This window comes from Cupriavidus yeoncheonensis (assembly GCF_905397275.1).
GTDB classification, from domain to species: domain Bacteria; phylum Pseudomonadota; class Gammaproteobacteria; order Burkholderiales; family Burkholderiaceae; genus Cupriavidus; species Cupriavidus yeoncheonensis.
The window spans coordinates 142,705-159,214 of record NZ_CAJPUY010000012.1; the positions used below are offsets into that span (position 1 = coordinate 142,705).

The 16,510-nt window shown below is 66.3% G+C and carries 16 protein-coding genes and 1 pseudogene; 13 read left to right on the forward strand and 4 right to left on the reverse strand.

Features of this window, described 5'->3' with window-relative positions:
• The first annotated feature begins 1 nt into the window (after position 1).
• The 8 genes and pseudogenes from cydB (at position 2) to KHO22_RS17785 (ending at position 8,660) form a co-directional block, all read left to right on the forward strand.
• A complete protein-coding gene (gene cydB / locus KHO22_RS17750; protein WP_211948474.1) occupies positions 2-1,009 on the forward strand; it encodes a cytochrome d ubiquinol oxidase subunit II in 1,008 nt (335 codons plus the stop codon).
• Positions 1,009-1,152 (forward strand): DUF2474 family protein, encoded by a 144-nt coding sequence (locus KHO22_RS17755; RefSeq protein ID WP_211948475.1) that lies wholly within the window; start codon positions 1,009-1,011, stop codon positions 1,150-1,152. The genes cydB and KHO22_RS17755 overlap by 1 nt, the downstream gene beginning before the upstream one ends.
• Before the next feature lie 185 nt (positions 1,153-1,337).
• Positions 1,338-3,371: pseudogene (locus KHO22_RS17760) on the forward strand (alkaline phosphatase family protein).
• A 41-nt stretch (positions 3,372-3,412) separates the two neighbouring features.
• The gene (locus KHO22_RS17765) at positions 3,413-3,619 is read left to right on the forward strand and encodes a hypothetical protein (RefSeq protein WP_211948476.1); all 207 of its coding nucleotides are present in this window, start codon (positions 3,413-3,415) and stop codon (positions 3,617-3,619) included.
• A gap of 72 nt (positions 3,620-3,691) precedes the next feature.
• Entirely contained in the window at positions 3,692-5,827 is a 2,136-nt protein-coding gene (locus KHO22_RS17770) for a phosphocholine-specific phospholipase C (RefSeq protein WP_211948477.1), read from the forward strand.
• A gap of 105 nt (positions 5,828-5,932) precedes the next feature.
• Positions 5,933-6,820 (forward strand): LysR substrate-binding domain-containing protein, encoded by an 888-nt coding sequence (locus KHO22_RS17775; RefSeq protein WP_211948478.1) that lies wholly within the window; start codon positions 5,933-5,935, stop codon positions 6,818-6,820.
• 68 nt (positions 6,821-6,888) lie between these two features.
• Positions 6,889-7,911, forward strand: coding sequence for a M14 family zinc carboxypeptidase (locus KHO22_RS17780; RefSeq protein WP_211948563.1), 1,023 nt, complete (start codon positions 6,889-6,891; stop codon positions 7,909-7,911).
• Positions 7,908-8,660, forward strand: coding sequence for an alpha/beta fold hydrolase (locus KHO22_RS17785; RefSeq protein WP_211948479.1), 753 nt, complete (start codon positions 7,908-7,910; stop codon positions 8,658-8,660). Before KHO22_RS17780 ends, KHO22_RS17785 begins: the two co-directional genes overlap by 4 nt.
• On the opposite strand, the gene KHO22_RS17790 is transcribed toward KHO22_RS17785, so the two are convergent.
• The 4 genes from KHO22_RS17790 to KHO22_RS17805 all read right to left on the reverse strand — a co-directional run bounded on the left by KHO22_RS17790 (position 8,644) and on the right by KHO22_RS17805 (position 12,057).
• Positions 8,644-9,213, reverse strand: a complete 570-nt coding sequence (locus KHO22_RS17790) for a TetR/AcrR family transcriptional regulator (RefSeq protein ID WP_211948480.1) — start codon at positions 9,211-9,213, stop codon at positions 8,644-8,646. The two genes, KHO22_RS17785 and KHO22_RS17790, sit on opposite strands and share 17 nt — an antisense overlap.
• Before the next feature lie 208 nt (positions 9,214-9,421).
• Positions 9,422-10,123, reverse strand: a complete 702-nt coding sequence (locus KHO22_RS17795) for a copper resistance protein CopQ (RefSeq protein ID WP_211948481.1) — start codon at positions 10,121-10,123, stop codon at positions 9,422-9,424.
• 413 nt (positions 10,124-10,536) lie between these two features.
• The gene (locus KHO22_RS17800) at positions 10,537-11,103 is read right to left on the reverse strand and encodes a TetR/AcrR family transcriptional regulator (protein ID WP_211948482.1); all 567 of its coding nucleotides are present in this window, start codon (positions 11,101-11,103) and stop codon (positions 10,537-10,539) included.
• Positions 11,104-11,469: 366 nt separating this feature from the next.
• Complete coding sequence (locus KHO22_RS17805) at positions 11,470-12,057, reverse strand: copper resistance protein CopQ (RefSeq protein WP_211948483.1); 588 nt, start codon at positions 12,055-12,057, stop codon at positions 11,470-11,472.
• 367 nt (positions 12,058-12,424) lie between these two features.
• Between KHO22_RS17805 and KHO22_RS17810 the strand changes: the two genes are divergently transcribed.
• From KHO22_RS17810 to KHO22_RS17830, 5 genes are all read left to right on the forward strand, one after another.
• Entirely contained in the window at positions 12,425-13,318 is an 894-nt protein-coding gene (locus tag KHO22_RS17810; RefSeq protein WP_211948484.1) for an alpha/beta hydrolase, read from the forward strand.
• A gap of 175 nt (positions 13,319-13,493) precedes the next feature.
• On the forward strand, positions 13,494-13,787 hold the full coding sequence (locus KHO22_RS17815; RefSeq protein ID WP_211948485.1) for a hypothetical protein: 294 nt from the start codon (positions 13,494-13,496) through the stop codon (positions 13,785-13,787).
• A gap of 164 nt (positions 13,788-13,951) precedes the next feature.
• Entirely contained in the window at positions 13,952-14,650 is a 699-nt protein-coding gene (locus KHO22_RS17820; protein ID WP_211948486.1) for an alpha/beta hydrolase, read from the forward strand.
• A gap of 26 nt (positions 14,651-14,676) precedes the next feature.
• Positions 14,677-15,045, forward strand: a complete 369-nt coding sequence (locus KHO22_RS17825) for a hypothetical protein (RefSeq protein WP_211948487.1) — start codon at positions 14,677-14,679, stop codon at positions 15,043-15,045.
• 269 nt (positions 15,046-15,314) lie between these two features.
• A complete protein-coding gene (locus KHO22_RS17830) occupies positions 15,315-16,496 on the forward strand; it encodes a M20 aminoacylase family protein (RefSeq protein ID WP_211948488.1) in 1,182 nt (393 codons plus the stop codon).
• The last annotated feature ends 14 nt before the right edge of the window (positions 16,497-16,510 follow it).

Sequence of the window (16,510 nt, forward strand, 5' to 3'; positions counted from 1 at the left end):
CATGGGCATCGACCTTTCCCTTCTCTGGATCCTCATCATCTTCTTCGGCGTGATGATGTATGTCGTCATGGACGGCTTCGACCTGGGCATCGGCATGCTGTTTCCGTTCATGCCGGATCGCCATGACCGCGATGTGATGATGAACACGGTAGCCCCGGTCTGGGACGGCAACGAGACCTGGCTGGTCCTCGGCGGTGCGGCCCTGCTGGCGGCGTTCCCGCTCGCCTATGCGGTGGTGCTGAGCGCGCTTTACCTGCCGCTCATGCTGATGCTGCTGGGCCTGATCTTCCGCGGCGTGGCGTTCGAGTTCCGCTTCAAGGCCAATGACCGCGAACGGCCGGTATGGGATGCCGCCTTCATCGGCGGCTCGCTCACGGCATCGTTTTTCCAGGGCGTGGCGCTAGGCGCGTATATCGACGGCATTCGCATGGAAGGCCACCGCTTCGCCGGCGGGCCGCTGGACTGGCTGGCGCCCTTCCCGCTGTTCTGTGGCGTGGGCGTGGTCGTCGCCTACGCGGTGCTCGGCAGCACCTGGCTGATCATGAAGACCGAGGGCGCCCTGCAGCAGCGCATGGTGCGCCTGACCGGCATGCTGGGCTGGGTGCTTCTGGCCGTCATCGCCATCATCAGCGTGTGGACCCCGCTCACGCACCCCGAAATTGCCGAGCGCTGGTTCCGCCTGCCGAACCTGGTGTGGTTCTCTCCGGTGCCGCTGCTGGTGGTGCTGTGCGTGCTCGGGCTGATGCGTTCGCTGCGGCAGTCCCCCAACATCGCGCCGTTCCTGTACGCGCTCGGTCTGGTGTTCCTGGGCTATACCGGCCTTGCCATCAGCGTCTGGCCCAATATCATCCCGCCCGGCATCTCGATCTGGGATGCCGCCGGGCCGCCGCAGAGCCAGGGCTTTGCGCTGGTGGGTGCGCTATTCATCATCCCGTTCATCCTGATGTACACGGTGTGGGCCTACTACGTGTTCCGCGGCAAGGTCCGCCACGGCGAGGGGTACCACTGATGGCTGCGCACCCTGTCAAGTTGCCGCTCTGGCTCAGGCGCCTCGGCTGGCTGGTGCTGATCTGGGTCGCCAGCGTGGCCGCCCTGGGCGCCGCGGCGTGGCTGCTGCGGCTGCTCATGGCCGGAGCCGGCTTCCACCGCTGACCTGCCGCAGCGGCATGACCGGCGCCTTTGCGCCGGCCTTGTCTGCAATGCCTGCAAGAATCCGAATGCCGCCATCAGGATTCTTTGCCTCCCTGTCACTGCGGTGACAACCCCTGCTCTTACTCTGCCTGCATCTCGCGGGGCATGCCCTGCGCACAACAGGCAGACAGACAGGGGAATGAGAGATGGCATGGAAACTTGCTCGGATGGCGCATGGCAGGAGCGCCCTCAACGTGGCGATGGCCGGTATGGCAGCCGCCATGCTGGCTGCATGCGGTGGAGACGGGGCGCAGGCGCCTGCCGCCGCGCCCGCCGAGTCGGGCAACACGCCAAGCCCGGCACCGGCAGCCAGCAAGGTGCTGCTGATCGGCGTCGACGGCGCCACGTATGAACAGGTGCAGGGCGCCATCCTGCGTCACGAGCTGCCCAACCTGGCGCAGCTGAACCTGGTGCCCGCCGCCACCGGCGGCATGCCTGGCACCATCACCGCGCAGCCGACGCTGGACGCGCCCAGCTGGGCCACCGTGCTGACCGGCACCTGGGCCAACCGCCACGGCGTGACGGACGACACCGGCGCGGTGGCCCCCCGGGCCCCGAGCGTTTTCCGCTACTTCCGCACCGGCGCCACGGCCGGCACGCAGCTTGGCGGCGCGATCAGCTCGGCTGTGGTGTCCCCGTTGCTGACTGGCGAGCGCGATGCCGGCGCCGTCGATACCCTGGTCGACTGCGCGAACGCCGACAGTTGCGTGACGCAGAACAGCGTGAAGCTGGTGCAATCGGGCTACGGGCTGGTTTTCGCGCAGTACAGCGCACCGGCACTGGCGGCCGAGTCCGACGGCTTCGGCGCCGGCAGCTACACCACGGCGCTGGCGGGCTTCGACCAGGCGCTGGGCCAGTTGCTGGCCGCCGTGGCAGAGCGCCGCAAGACGCAGCCGAACGAGGACTGGCTCGTGATGGTGACCACCAGCCACGGGCTCGACGCCACCGGCGCGACCACGTCGGTACCGACCGTCGAGAACCGCACCGCCTTCATCGCGCTGAACAAGCCGCTGAACCCCGCACTGGCCAGCTCCGGCACCACCGCACCCGTCACGCCGGCCGACCTGTCGGCACTGCCGACCGAGGCGGACATCGCGCCGACGCTGCTCGCGCACGCCGGCATTGCCATCGACGCAAGCGCCAACCGCTTCGACGGCATGCCGCTGAACGGCACCGGCGCAGGCGTACGCGCCATCCGCATGGCGGTGGGCCGCTACAACGATTCGATCGCGCTGACCTGGCAGAACGCCACGGCATCCGCCGGTGAAACGCTCGTGCTGCGCGACGGCGTGCAGGTCGCGCGGCTGCCGGCCGGCGCCACGCAGTATGTCGACAACGCCTTCGACATGCCCACGGGGCTTTACCGCTTCAACTACACGCTGGTGCGCAACGGCGTGCCGGTGTAGTACCTGGCCCAGATCAACTACGTGAAGCCCGTGCCGCTGGCGACCACGCTGCGCGACAACCTGGCCGCCTATTTCAGCCTGGACACCAAGCCCGCGGTCGATGCCAAGGCCGGTTCCACGCTCGGCCCGTGGGTGCCGGGCACGGACGGCGGCTCGCTCGTCGACGACAACTTCGGCGCCAAGGGGTTGCGTGTCGATTCCAACGTCGATGCCTACCAGCTCGTGCAGAACGGTGCCGACATCGCGCTCAGCCCGCAGTTCACCATCGGCTTCTGGTTCCGCACCGATTGCACGCAGGGCAACGGCACGGGCGAGCCCATCCTCTCCAACAAGAACTACACCTCGGGCGCGAATGCCGGCATCGCCCTTGGCCTGTTCGGAAGCTGCGAGGTCCGCTTCAACATCGGCAGCGGCGGCAAGCGCGATGACATCAACGGCATGAAGGTCTCCGCCAACCAGTGGGCCTACCTGGCGCTGTCCGTCGATGCCGCGGCGAAGAAGTTCAGCGCCTACGTCATCGACCCCGTGCTGGGCCTGCAGAAGGTCGAGAACAAGGCCATCGCGTCGACCGACGTGACCAAGCTCAACGGCCTGGGCACCAAGGCCTGGGGGCTGAACGACGATGCCACGCACAACTACGTGCCGAACAACGCCGGATCGCTCAAGGGCGTGATGGCATTCAACGACCTCGCCATGTGGACGCGGGTGCTGACGCTGGACGAACTGAAGTCCATCACCGCGTCGCGCCAGCCGCTGTCCAGCCTCAACCCATGACCCGGTCCGTCCACGGCCCAAGCATTCCGGAGAACCACACCATGAACCGAATCCTGCGCGCAGCCACGCGTCCGCACTGGATGGCCGCCCTGCTGATGTGCGCGACGCTGTCCGCCTGCGGCGGCAGCGACGACAACGCCTCCGGCGGCACGCAAGCGCCGTCCGGCGGCTCACAGGCCCCGGCCGGCGGCGACAACGCCATCAACCAGCCGCCCGCCGTCAAGCCCGCAATCCGCTGCGCGCCCTGAGCCGCCCTGAGCCTGCCAAAAGCCCGCCGCAAGGCCGCCGACTATCCTGAACCTATCCGGCTACAGAACCACATGACCGCCAACAGCAGACGCAGTTTCCTCAAGCTTGCCGGCACCAGCGCCGCGGCCACGGCCGCGCTGGCCGCCTTTCCGCCAGCCATCCGCCGTGCGCTCGCCATCCCGGCCAACAACGCCACGGGCACCATCCGCGACGTCGAGCACATCGTCATCCTGACGCAGGAAAACCGTTCGTTCGACCATTATTTCGGCACGCTGCGCGGCGTGCGCGGCTTCGGTGACCGCTTTCCGATCCCGCTCGCGGGCGGCCTCAATGTCTGGCAGCAAACCTACGCCAGCGGCACCGCGCGAACGGTCTTGCCTTACCACCTGGACAGCACGACCGGCAACGCCCAGCGCGTCAGCGGCACCCCGCATACCTATCCCGATGCGCAGAATGCGTGGGACCTGGGGCGCATGAGCAAGTGGCCGACCTACAAGAACACGCAGTCGATGGGCTACTACGCCGAAGCCGAACTGGACTTCCAGTTCGCGCTGGCCAATGCCTTCACCCTCTGCGACGCCTATCACTGCGGCTTCCACGGCGGCACCAACCCTAACCGCCTGTTCCTCTGGACCGGTACCAACGACCCGAGCGGCACGCACGGCGGCCCGGTCATCGACAACAGCGGCGATTCGTTCACGGGCTCCAATACGCCCTACACGTGGACGACCTATCCGGAGCGGCTGGAAGCCGCCGGCGTGAGCTGGAAGATCTACCAGAACATGCCGGACAACTACACCGACAACCCGCTGGCGGGCTTCAGGCAGTATCGCGATGCCAACCTCGCGCGCGGCAATGCGGCCAACGGCAGCCCCTATCCGCCCTACACCAGCGCCGACGAAACGGTCAGCCCGCTGCTCAAGGGGGTGTCGAACACCATGCCCGACCAGGGCTTCCTGCAGGCGCTGCGCGACGACGTGGCGGCCGGCAAACTACCGCAGGTGACGTGGATCGTCGCGCCGGCCAACTACTCCGAGCATCCCGGGCCTTCCAGCCCGGTGCAAGGTGCCTGGTACACGCAGGAAGTCCTGAACGCGCTGACGGCAAACCCGGCGGTATGGAGCAAGACGGTCCTGCTGATCAACTTCGACGAGAACGACGGCTTCTTCGACCATGTGCCGCCGCCGTGCGCGCCGGCCTATGAGAATGGCGTGCTGGCCGGTGCCTCGACGGTTGCCACCGACGGCGAATACCACACCGACCAGAAACCCTACGGCCCCGGACCGCGCGTGCCGATGTATGTGGTGTCGCCGTGGAGCCGCGGCGGCTGGGTCAACTCTCAGGTGTTCGACCACACCTCGGTGCTGCGCTTCCTGGAGGCCCGCTTCGGCGTGGCGGAGACCAACATCACGGCCTACCGGCGTGCCGTGGCCGGCGACCTGACCTCGGCCCTCAACTTCGTCAACCCGAATTCGGCCGCCCCGCCCGCCTTGCCGAGCCGCGACAAGTCCGGCGCCGACGCCATCCGCACAGCCCAGGCCGCACTGCCGCAGGTGGCGCTGCCCTCGACGGCGGCGCAGCAGATGGCGGTACAGGCCAAAGGCACGCGCCCCTCGCGCGCGCTGCCCTACGAACTGCATGTCAGTGCACGCGAAGATGCCGCCGGCCGGCAGCTGTGGCTGCTGTTCAGCAACACCGGCAAGCAGGCCGCCGTCTTCCATGTGTATGACCGCCTGCACCTGGACCGCGTGCCGCGCCGCTACCTGGTCGAACCCGGCAAGGAGCTGGACGGCAGCTGGGACGCCTTTGCCAGCGACAGCGGCAAGTACGATCTGTGGGTGCTCGGGCCCAACGGCTTCCACCGCGCCTTCAGCGGCGACGTGAGCGCCGTCACGGCACCGTACGCCAGCGCACCCGAAATCCGGGTCTGCTACGACATCGCCAATGCCGCGGTCTACCTGACGCTGATCAACACCGGCAGCGGGGCCTGCACCTTCACCGTCCGGCCCAACGCCTACCGCACGGACGGCCCGTGGACGTACGAGATCCCGGCAGGCAAGCAGCTTGAGCAGCACTGGCCCGTGGGCCTGCAAGGCAACTGGTACGACTTCACCGTGAGCACGGCACAGGGCGGGTTCACGCGGCGCTTCGCGGGACGCCTGGAAACCGGTGCCGACAGCGTGTCCGACCCCGCCATGGGCACCTGAATCAGCCCTTAACCGGGGAAATCGTAGCGGTACTGTCACATTGCGCCGCTAGACTGCGCGGTCGCACGGTGCCTGCGCGCCGCTACCTTTCCCTGCCCCTATCCCATGCTCGGCGACCTCCTCACGACCTTCTTCGAAGTGGCACGCCAGGGCAGCATTACCACGGCCGCCAGGCAGCTCGGCGTGAGCCAGCCCACGGTCACGGCGCGCATCCGCCAGCTGGAGGATGCCTATGGCGTGGAGCTGTTCTATCGCCGTGCGAGCCGGGTCGACCTGAGCGACGTCGGCGTCGCGCTGATGCCGGTGGTGGAGCAGTTGATGCAACAGGAAAGCAATGCCGACTATCTGCTGCGCAACGCCGGAAACCTGCGTTTCGGCAACCTGCGCATTGGTGCGACCGGGCCCTACTACATCCTGCGCAGCGTGGCAGCGTTCCGGCAACGCTTTCCGGCGGTCGAGGTCAGCATCGAGATCGGCAATTCGCAGCAGATGATCGAGGCGCTGCTGGAGTACCGCATCGACGCCGCGGTTTCCTCGCACGCCGTCGAGGATGGCAGGCTGGCGCGTATCCGCCTGGCGTCCGATCCGATGGTGCTCGTCGTTCATGCGGAGCACCCGTTCGCGCGCTTGCCCCATGTCGATATCGCCAGGCTCGCCGAATGCCACCTGCTCGTGCGCGAGCATGGTTCGATGACACGCCAGGCCACCGAGGCGGCGCTGTCCGCCTGCGGCCAGGAACTGCCGCGCCATATGGTCATCGGCAGCCGCGAAGCCATCTACGAAGCCATCCGCCAGAACCTCGGGGCGAGCGTCGTGCCCGCCGGCGAGGTGCCGCGCGACCCGACGCTGCGCATCGTGCCGTTCGCGCAGCGTCCGCCCGTGTTGCACGAGTACCTGTACTGCCTGGAAAGCCGGCGCCATACGCGCCTGGTGGGGGCATTCCTGGAATGCGTGGAAGCGCTCGCGCCTGATCAGCGGGCACAGGCCGCCTGAGCGATGCGGGGCGCGCCCTGTCCGGCGGCCACGTGGCCGCCATGCCGCCCAGCGCCTATATTGGTGCCATGAGCGAGCACGCCGCTTTTGCCGAATACGAACAGTTACTGGGCCTGCTGGATGCAGGCAGCCGCGTGCTGGACGCGCGCGCGGTTTGCGAAGCCTCGGTGCGTGGCCATCGTTTCTCGGTCTATGCCGCCACGCTCGGCGCCACGGCGCCCGATGCACCGGCGATCGGCATTTTCGGGGGCATCCACGGCCTGGAGCGCATCGGCACGCAACTGGTGCTGGACTACCTGCGCTCGCTGCTGAGCCGTCTGGAGTGGGACGAGCTGTTGCACGAAGAACTGCAGTCGGTACGGCTGGTCTTCATGCCCATCGTGAACCCGGGCGGCATGTGGGCCGCCACCCGCGCCAACCCCAATGGCGTCGACCTGATGCGCAATGCGCCGCAGGACGCCGACGCGCGCGTACCGTTCCTGGCGGGCGGCCAGCGCATCGGCGCGTGGCTGCCATGGTTCCGCGGCCAGGCCGGCCGCCCCATGGAAGCGGAAAGCCAGGCCTTGCTGAGCGTGGTGCAGAGCGAACTGCTGTCGCGGCCGCTCAGCTTCGCGGTGGACTGCCACTCCGGCTACGGCTGGCGCGACAGCATCTGGTTCCCATATGCGCGCACGCACCGTCCCATGCCGCATCTGCCGGAGATGTACCTGCTCAAGACCATGTTCGAGCAGGCGCACCCGCACCATGGCTATGCGTTCGAGCCACAGAGCCACCAGTACCTGCTGCACGGCGACCTGTGGGACTACGCGTATGACCTGGCGCCGCCCGAGAACCTGTTCCTGCCGATGACGCTGGAGCTTGGCTCCTGGCTGTGGATCAAGAAGAATCCGCGACAGCTGTTCTCGCGCGATGGCATGTTCAACCCGATCAAGGCACACCGCACCGCGCGGGTACTGCGCCGTCATGTGAGCCTGTTCGATTTCCTCGGACGCATCGCCTTTGCGCCGCAGCGCTGGCTGCCGACGGGCGAGCGCCGCGCGCAGTTGCAGGAGCAGGCGCGGGCGCACTGGCAACAGCGCTCCGGGACATGACGGACTGGATATTCCTGCGCGGCCTCACGCGCGAAAGCCGGCACTGGGGCACACTGCCCCGGCGTTGGGAGGCGGCCGGACTGGGCACGCCGCTGGCGGTGGACCTGCCCGGCAATGGCAGTCGCTGCCATGAGGTATCCCCGGCAAACGTGCCGGGACTCGTAGCGTCGGTGCGAGAGTGTTTGCGACACGCGGGTCGGCTGCGGCGCTGCCGGGTGCTGGCGATGTCGCTGGGCGCCATGGTGGCGGCGGAATGGGCACGCCAGTATCCCGATGAGGTGGCCGCGCTGGTCCTGATCAACACCAGCATGCGGCCCTTCAGCACCATGACGCAGCGCTTGCGCCCGGCCAACTGGCCTGACTTGCTGCGCATGGCTGCCGCCTGGGAGAACCGGGACTATTGCGAGCACACCGTCCACCGGCTGACCTGCGCGCGCAGCGATGCGAAGGAGGACGACATCCGCTTGTGGAGGGAAATCGCGGCAAGCGCGCCGGTCAGCCGGAACTCGGCGCTGCGGCAACTTCTGGCGGCTGCGCGTTATCGTGCCGGGCCCCGCCCGCCCTGCCCGTCCACGCTGCTGATCGCTTCGGATGCCGACCGCCTGGTCGACCCGGTCTGCTCGGGCCAACTGGCGCGCATTTGGGGGGTACCGCTGCAGCGCCATCCATGGGCCGGCCACGATCTGCCGCACGATGATCCGGACTGGCTGTGCGACATGGTGGCGCGCCAGATCAGGATTGCGGCATGACCCCAACCAGCACGGCCGCGGCGGCCTCGAGACGCTCATGCGTGCCGAACAGCCGCGCGGCCATCAGCCCGTTCTGCAGCGAGCCGTAGACCACCTGCGCCAGTTGCGCGGGCGGCACCGGATACGGCTTGTCGCGCAGCGGCTGGGCCCGCTCGAACAAGCCGGTCAGCCATTGCTCGTGCATGCGAACGTACTCGCGCATCGTGTCGCGCACCGGCTCGGAAAGCGACAGCACATCGGCCGACAGCATACCTACCAGGCAGGCCTGGTCGGTGCCGAAGCCCGTGCGGACCGGCTCCAGGTATTGCCGCGCCTGTTCCGCAGGAGGCAGTCTGGTGTCGATCGCGCGGATGCGCTCGTGGACGCGGGCGCTGTATTCACGCACCGCTTCCAGCACGAGATCGTCCTTGGACGGGAAATAGTAGTGAATGCTCGAGGTCTTGACGCCAACCAACTCGGCCAGGTCGCGGTAGCTGAAGCCGTTGAACCCCTTGCGACGGATCAGCACCAGCGTGTGCTCGATCAGTTGTTCGCGAACGGATAGTGTTTTCATGGCTTCAGCCCCCTTGCAATGTGCTGCCGGTCAGGCCGGCAGCGTTTGCGCGAGCAGCGTGATGAGTGACCCGCTGAAGAGGCAGAGCCCCACCCATCCAACCAGTATCAGCGCGCTGTCACGCAAGTTCATGATGTTCCCCTTGGAGCCGGGCCAGGCAAGGCCCGCTGTTGATGTCAGCTGGCCGGCCACGGGCCGGCCGCTCTGGTCAGGCGAGTGCGCCGTCGGTGTACGGGTCGAACTTGCCCACCCTGGCGCCGTCCAGGTACGGGTCGACGCTGCGTGCGGGCGTTGCCGACACACCGCGCGTATCCAGACCGGCTACGGTGCGGGCGCCGTCGGTGTACGGGTCGGTCTTGCCGACCCTGGCGCCGTCCAGGTACGGGTCGACGCTGCGTGCGGGCGTTGCCGACACACCGCGCGTATCCAGACCGGCTACGGTGCGGGCGCCGTCGGTGTACGGGTCGGTCTTGCCGACCTTGGCACCGTCCAGGTACGGGTCGACGCTGCGCGCCGGCGTTGCCGACACACCGCGCGTATCCAGGCCGGCTAACGTACGAGCACCGTCGGTGTACGGGTCGAACTTGCCGACCTTGGCACCGTCCAGGTACGGGTCAACGCTGCGCGCCGGCGTTGCCGACACACCGCGCGTATCCAGGCCGGCTACCGTGCGGGCGCCGTCGGTGTACGGGTCGGTCTTGCCAACGCGTGCGCCATCGGTGAACGGGTCGAACTTGCCGACCTTGGCGCCGTCGGTGAAGGGATCGGCCTTGCCGACGCGGAAGCTGTAGCCGTACTTGTCGCCGGCAACGCTGCTGTCGCGCGGGCCCGCTGCCTGGGCCAGGCCGCTGGCGAGCGCGGCGGCAAGGGTGGCTGCAGTGATGACGGTCTTGGCGAACTTGGCATTCATGATGGGCTCCTTGGCTGGCGACCTTCCCCTGGGGCGTCGCGGAATCGGTTCTTTGCTGGGGTCTCTCTTTGATCTCGCATCTACTAGTAGATAGATGACCTGACCTAAAAAAAGACCGCTTTCACGGTGTATTGCGATGGTCCCGTTGCAGAACCGGCTTCTCTTTCTTTGCCGGTGGAGCAGCGCTTCCATGACCCGAATACTATCTACTACTAGGTAGATAGTCAAGGAAAAACTTTTCTATCGGCTCGATAGGCATCATCCCTCTCGGCGCTAACTATTTGATAAATAAAGATATTCCCCTGCTCCAAGCGCCTTCAGGCCGGACTTCCCTCGGCGTTCGATACCGCAAACAAAAAGCCGCCATGCGGCATTCGCCACATGGCGGCTTTGCGCCGCACTGCTCGCGGGCGTCAGCCGGCCACGGCAGCCAGCAGGGTATCGGCGGCAGCTTCAACCCTGTCCGCCGTGCCAAACAGGCGCGCGGAAATCAGACCGCTCTGCAAGGAGCCGAACACAACCTGCGCCAGGCGTGCGGGCGGCACCGGAAACGGCGTAGTGCGGTGGGGCTGGGCGCGTTCCAGCAAGCCGGTCAGCCACTTCTCGTTCATGAGGAAGAAGCTCTGCAGCAGCCCGTGGACCGACTCGGGAAGGCACAAGGTCTCCGCTGACAGCATGCCGCACAGGCAGATCTGGTCAGACCCACAACTCGCGCGGAACGGCGCCAGGTAGATGGCGGCCTGCTCCGTTACGGGCAGCGTCGTATCGATCGACCGCAGGCGCTCGGACATCGTCGCGCTGTACGTCTTCACGGCCTCCAGGACGAGGTCGTCCTTGGTCGGAAAGTAATAGTGAATGCTCGATGTCTTGACGCCGACCAGTTCGGCCAGGTCCCGGTAGCTGAAGCCATTGAAGCCCCGGCGCCGAATCAGGACGAGCGTGTGTTCGAGCAGTTGCTCTCGTACGGTTTGCGTTTTCATGAGGCCAGTTTATCTACATGAAGATAGACGCTCAAGGAGAACGCCTGAAGGCGCGGGTAATCCCTTAGGGCTTGTTCGCAGTGGGGATAGCAGCGCCAAGACTTATCAGTGCCAACGGACACAGCCCCGGAGTCACCGGGGCGTGCCGTGGCCAATCGGTTCAATCAATCAGGCGATTTAACCTGGCAGGACCTGCGCGGCGAAGGTGATCATCGAGCCACTCGTCACGCAAACCAGCAGCCATCCGCCAAGCAGAAGGATACTGTCACGCAAATTCATGATGGACTCCATTGCGGCCGGCCAGGTCGTGCATGGACCCGGCTGCCGTGGCGATAAAGCCGCCGGCCTGCTAGGCCGGCAGGCGGGTCAGGCGAGCGCGCCGTCGGTGTACGGGTCGGTCTTGCCGACCTTGGCACCGTCCAGGTACGGGTCAACGCTGCGCGCCGGCGTTGCCGACACACCGCGCGTATCCAGACCGGCTACCGTGCGGGCGCCGTCGGTGTACGGGTCGAACTTGCCGACCTTGGCGCCATCCAGGTACGGGTCAACGCTGCGTGCCGGCGTTGCCGACACACCACGCGTATCCAGACCGGCTACCGTGCGGGCGCCGTCGGTGAACGGGTCGAACTTGCCAACCTTGGCACCGTCCAGGTACGGGTCAACGCTGCGTGCCGGCGTTGCCGACACACCACGCGTATCCAGACCGGCTATCGTGCGGGCACCGTCGGTGTACGGGTCGGTCTTGCCAACGCGTGCGCCATCGGTGAACGGGTCGAACTTGCCGACCTTGGCGCCGTCGGTGAAGGGATCGGCCTTGCCGACGCGGAAGCTGTAGCCGTACTTGTCACCGGCAACGCTGCTGTCGCGCGGGCCCGCAGCCTGGGCCAGGCCGCTGGCGAGCGCGGCGGCAAGGGTGGCTGCAGTGATGATGGTCTTGGCGAACTTGGCATTCATGATGGGCTCCTTGGCTGGCGACCTTCCCCTGGGGCGTCGCGGAATCGGTTCTTTGCTGCGTCTCTCTTTGATCTCGCATCTACTAGTAGATAGATGCCCTGACCTAAAAAAAGACCGCTTTCACGGTGTATTGCGATGGTCCCGTTGCAGAACCGGCTTCCTTTTCTTTGCCGGTGGAGCAGCGCTTCCATGACCTGAATACTATCTACTACTAGGTAGATAGTCAAGGAAAAACTTTCCTATCGGCCTGATAGTTGATATTCGGGTGAACGGCCCAGTCCCCTCTATTCGATGGCCTCACACTTCTGGCTGTGCCAGTTGCACGACACCTGCTAGCCTTGACAGGCATCCGCGCACAATGGCAACCATGCAGCCCGTCCGTGATTCCCCGATTCCCCGCTGGCTGGCCAGCACGGCCGGCATTGCCATCGTGGCCGGGCTTGCTCGCCGCGTGCTGTTCCGCGCACTCGAACGGGAGGCCTTCGTCACGCCGACCAGCGCCCCGCCCGAACCCGACCTGCCCGAAGCGACGCTGCGTCACAGCACGTTCCGCAGCGGCAACCGCCTGCTCCATGCCGCTTACGCGCCGGCGGCACAACGGCAGGCACCCGCGCTGATGGTATGCCACGGCGACGACGAATGCCTGTCCGACTGGGCACCCGTGCAAGCCATGCTCTCGCATTCCGGCATCAGCACCTTCGTGTTCGATTACAGCGGCTACGGCGCAAGCAGCGGACGCCCGACCGTCAGTCACCTGCGTGAAGACGCGTGCGCGGCCTATCGGGCGTTCCTGGCGGCAACGCCGGACGCAACACGGCACTACGTCCTCGGCCACTCGCTCGGATCGGGGGTATTGCTGGATGTCGCGCGTGGATTCATGCCGGCCCCGGATGGGGCGATCATCGCCTCGGGCTTCAGTTCCGCGCGCGAGGCGGCGGTTCAGACAGGCCGCGTGCCGCCACGACTGGCGTGGCTGCTACCGGATCCATGGAACAACGCGGCGCGCATGCGCCGGCTGGAACTGCCGCTGCTGCTTGTGCACAGCCGCGCCGATGAAGTCCTGCCGCTGGCCCATGCGGAGCGTCTTGCGCAGGCAGCTTCGAATCTTCAGGAACTGGTCTTGTTTGACGGTATGCCGCATGACGCGGCCATCCTGCCGGACTACATGGATGCGTTCTGGGCGCCTGTGATCGCATTCATGCTTGCCCCCGCAGGAGCACACGCAGGAGCACGCCTCGGACAGCCCGCGATAGCGCGATAAACGCCAGCGCCGGCGACCGCACAATCTAACCGAGTCTCCGCACCTCGGCAATCATCCTTGTGGGCGAGGCGCGACGAATGGGCAGGTTGAGATTCTTTTCCCGAATTCTTGTCTATATTGGTTCTCATGGCAAAACATCAGTTCTTCGCTGTTGAACAGCATTGGAGGGAATGCCATGCGTTGGCTCGCAAACTTGTTCAGTCCGCCGACCCCGGAAAAGATTGCCGAAAGGGAACTGCAAGACATGAGGCTGACGTTGTTCCAGGCGGAACGGCGCCTGCTGGAGGCGCAAATGCAGGTCGCCTACTATCGCGACATGGTCGCGTTCCTTGAAGACGTGTCGACCAAGGGCGTCGAGGACGTGGTGGACAAGCGCCGCGCCGCCGTGCCCGCTGCCATCGAGACCTTCTCGGCACCGCGTGTCGCGCCAGGACTGACCACCGTCCCGATCGTGCCTTCTGCCGCCTAGCGCGGCAGTACGCGGCTGCAAACTGACTGGCCAACGGCGGCGCCTCCCGGACTCCGCCGGTCATCTGTAGCGCCGCACGGCACGCGGGAATGGGTGCCGACCTGTGCGATACTCGCGCTGCCCGCCGCGCAAGCCGGCGCGCGGACTGTCACACAGGAGCCCCCATGAACGAACTACTGCCCGCGATCGAAGTCGAGACCGCGCCAAATCCCGCTTTCACCGTCATCTGGATGCACGGCCTGGGCGCGGATGGCAATGACTTCGTGCCAGTGGTTCCGGAACTCGGGCTGGAAGACACGCCCGGCGTGCGCTTTATCTTTCCCCATGCACCCGCCATGCCCGTCACGTGCAACGGCGGCTATGTCATGCCCGCCTGGTATGACATCTACTCGCTCGACGAAGCCGGCCGGCGCGCCGATGAGCATGGCATCCGGGTTTCATGCGAACGCATCCGGGCGCTGATCGCGCGTGAAAACGCGCGCGGCATCGCGACGGACCACATTGTGCTTGCCGGGTTTTCGCAGGGCGGTGCGATCGCCTACACCACTGCCCTCACCCACCCGGACGCACTGGCGGGCATCATCGCCCTGTCCACCTATATTCCCGCGCCCGACATGCTGGCGGCCGCAAGCACGGCCGCCAACGCCGCCATACCCGTCTTCGCCGCGCACGGCACGCTCGATGACGTCGTGCCGCCGCGCCTCGGCGAGCACGCCCGGGACTTCCTTCTGGCACGTGGCATTCCCCTCGCATGGCATACCTATGCCATGCCGCATTCGGTGTGTCTGGAGGAGATCGCGGCAATCGGTTCGTGGCTCAAGGGAACGTTTGCCCGCATCGCGCAGCCAACGGCGCAACGCTGAGCCGGGCCACAGTCATCACCACGAATATGAAAGCCGCACCGTTTCTGAAGATCGATTTCAACACCCGCAAGGCGCTCGTGTTCGCGCTGACCGCCGAGCGGCTGTCAGCCTATTACGAACACGGCAAATGGCTCACCGACGGACAGGGCGCCACGCTGGCCGGAGAATGGCTGTCACGCTCCAAGCTGCAACTCGCCCTGTCGGAACGCCGCCTGCTCTCGGAGCTGAGCGACCAGTTCGCACGCCAGCTGGCGGACACGCTTTCGCGCGAAGCCGGGCTCTATGCCTCGCACGAAATGATGGAAGCGCTCGACCCCAACTACCAGTCCGCGTTCGCGCATGACATGCTCGACGAATGCGAGCGGCTGCTGCGCGAGAACGGCGTCAACGAGTAGCCTTCCGGTCCGTTCCCGGACCTCCCGCCACAACGCCGCGCATCCACTGACGGGTCCAGTTCCAGCACATCGGCCGCGCCGCGTGCCGATCCGGTCTCGATGATCTGCAGCGGGCACAGTGCCCGCTTCCGGCACAGTACCTCGGCCATCCTTTCCCCTGCCTCGTCTCGCGACTGTTGCAATTTATACAACGTTTTACCGCAAGCATCGTCATGGATGCGGCGGGCATGCGCGTGGAGAATGCGTGCACGATCCCATTCGCCGAGCCCATGAACCCATCCAGCCTTGCAGACCTGCGGAAGTCCATCCAGACCCTCGCGCCGGAATTTGTCGAGATCCGCCGGAAGATCCATTCGCATCCCGAACTGGCCTTCGAGGAGCGCCGGACCAGCGACCTGGTTGCCGAGTGCCTGGCGGCATGGGGCTATGAAGTCCATCGCGGCCTGGGCACGACCGGCCTTGTCGGTACGCTGAAGAAGGGCCAGGGGACGAAGGCGCTCGGCATCCGCGCCGACATGGATGCGCTGCCGATCCAGGAGAGGACCGGCCAGGACTATGCGAGCACCATTCCCGGCAAGATGCACGCGTGCGGGCACGATGGCCATACCGCCATCCTGCTTTGTGCGGCCCGCCATCTGGCGGAGTCCGTCGATTTCAATGGCACGCTGAACCTCATCTTCCAGCCCGCGGAAGAAAACGAAGGCGGTGCACTGCGCATGCTGGAGGACGGCCTGTTCCAGCGCTTCCCGTGCGACGAGGTCTACGCGCTGCACAACACCCCCGGGCTGCCGGTGGGCCAGATCGGGGTCAGCCCCGGCCCCGCCATGGCATCGTTCGACCGCGCCACGGTGACGCTGCGCGGCCGCGGCGCGCACGGCGCCATGCCGCATCACGGCATCGATCCCATGCAGTGCGCCGCCAGCATCGTGCTGGGGCTGCAATCCATCGTCAGCCGCGAAATCGACGCACTCCGGTCCGCCGTGATCACGGTCGGCTCGATTCAGGCCGGCGCCACCTACAACGTCGTGCCGGAAAGCGCGCTGATCAAGATCGGCGTGCGCACGCTCGACCCCGTGGTACGCACGCTCGTCGAAACGCGTATCCAGGCATTCGTGACCGCGCAGGCCCAGAGCTTCGGCCTGCAGTCGGAGGTCGTCTACGAACGCATGTACCCGGTGCTCGTCAACCATGCTGCACAGACCGCGCGCGCACGCGAGGCCGCCATCCGGCTGGTCGGCGAAGCAAACGTGGTGGAGCGCTCCCCGGTCATGGGCAGCGAGGACTTTGCCTACATGCTCGAACACCGCCCCGGCGCGTACGTGCGGCTTGGCAACGGCCTGGGCGAAGACGGGGGATGCATGGTCCACAACCCCCTCTATGACTTCAACGACAAGGCCTTGCCCGTGGGCGCCGCATTCTGGACGCACCTGGCGCAGAGCTACCTGGCCTGAACTTGGCCTCAGAC

What these genes read in the sequence shown, in the direction of transcription:
- cydB (WP_211948474.1), top strand. Translation starts at nt 2, where the DNA reads ATGGGCATCGACCTTTCCCTTCTCTGGATCCTCATCATCTTCTTCGGC.
- KHO22_RS17755 (WP_211948475.1), top strand. Translation starts at nt 1,009, where the DNA reads ATGGCTGCGCACCCTGTCAAGTTGCCGCTCTGGCTCAGGCGCCTCGGC.
- KHO22_RS17765 (WP_211948476.1), top strand. Translation starts at nt 3,413, where the DNA reads ATGAACCGAATCCTGCGCGCAGCCACGCGTCCGCACTGGATGGCCGCC.
- KHO22_RS17770 (WP_211948477.1), top strand. Translation starts at nt 3,692, where the DNA reads ATGACCGCCAACAGCAGACGCAGTTTCCTCAAGCTTGCCGGCACCAGC.
- KHO22_RS17775 (WP_211948478.1), top strand. Translation starts at nt 5,933, where the DNA reads ATGCTCGGCGACCTCCTCACGACCTTCTTCGAAGTGGCACGCCAGGGC.
- KHO22_RS17780 (WP_211948563.1), top strand. Translation starts at nt 6,889, where the DNA reads ATGAGCGAGCACGCCGCTTTTGCCGAATACGAACAGTTACTGGGCCTG.
- KHO22_RS17785 (WP_211948479.1), top strand. Translation starts at nt 7,908, where the DNA reads ATGACGGACTGGATATTCCTGCGCGGCCTCACGCGCGAAAGCCGGCAC.
- KHO22_RS17790 (WP_211948480.1), bottom strand. Translation starts at nt 9,213, where the DNA reads ATGAAAACACTATCCGTTCGCGAACAACTGATCGAGCACACGCTGGTG.
- KHO22_RS17795 (WP_211948481.1), bottom strand. Translation starts at nt 10,123, where the DNA reads ATGAATGCCAAGTTCGCCAAGACCGTCATCACTGCAGCCACCCTTGCC.
- KHO22_RS17800 (WP_211948482.1), bottom strand. Translation starts at nt 11,103, where the DNA reads ATGAAAACGCAAACCGTACGAGAGCAACTGCTCGAACACACGCTCGTC.
- KHO22_RS17805 (WP_211948483.1), bottom strand. Translation starts at nt 12,057, where the DNA reads ATGAATGCCAAGTTCGCCAAGACCATCATCACTGCAGCCACCCTTGCC.
- KHO22_RS17810 (WP_211948484.1), top strand. Translation starts at nt 12,425, where the DNA reads ATGCAGCCCGTCCGTGATTCCCCGATTCCCCGCTGGCTGGCCAGCACG.
- KHO22_RS17815 (WP_211948485.1), top strand. Translation starts at nt 13,494, where the DNA reads ATGCGTTGGCTCGCAAACTTGTTCAGTCCGCCGACCCCGGAAAAGATT.
- KHO22_RS17820 (WP_211948486.1), top strand. Translation starts at nt 13,952, where the DNA reads ATGAACGAACTACTGCCCGCGATCGAAGTCGAGACCGCGCCAAATCCC.
- KHO22_RS17825 (WP_211948487.1), top strand. Translation starts at nt 14,677, where the DNA reads ATGAAAGCCGCACCGTTTCTGAAGATCGATTTCAACACCCGCAAGGCG.
- KHO22_RS17830 (WP_211948488.1), top strand. Translation starts at nt 15,315, where the DNA reads ATGAACCCATCCAGCCTTGCAGACCTGCGGAAGTCCATCCAGACCCTC.